The sequence below is a fragment of the Burkholderia sp. JPY481 genome, from assembly GCF_038900515.1.
In the GTDB taxonomy this organism is placed as follows: Bacteria; Pseudomonadota; Gammaproteobacteria; order Burkholderiales; family Burkholderiaceae; genus Paraburkholderia; species Paraburkholderia youngii.
In genome coordinates this window covers 1-255 of sequence record NZ_JAYMRT010000203.1, presented here as the reverse complement: position 1 = coordinate 255, position 255 = coordinate 1, and the positions used below count along the sequence as shown (strand labels likewise).

The window sequence follows — 255 nt, the reverse complement described above, 5'->3', positions numbered from 1 at the left end:
GCGATGTTCAACGACAAGGTGCTCGTCAACCTGCGCGGCGCACAGGGCGTCGTGAGGCTTCGCGAGAAGGTCGGCGATCAACGGCTGGAGGCTGCGTGCGAGCGTGCGCTCGTGTTCGCCAGCCCCAGGTACCGCACCGTCAAGACGATCCTCGACAAGGGGTTGGACAGCCAGCCCACCGCAGCACCAGCGCCGACGCCGGCGCCTGCCGACACCTATCTGAACGGCGGCCGCTTCGGCCGTGACCTCCATTCC

General features: G+C 67.8%; 1 pseudogene. It reads left to right on the top strand.

Going from position 1 to position 255, the window contains the following annotated elements:
- Positions 1 to 255, top strand: a pseudogene (locus VSR82_RS40345) (IS21 family transposase); the annotation flags it as partial.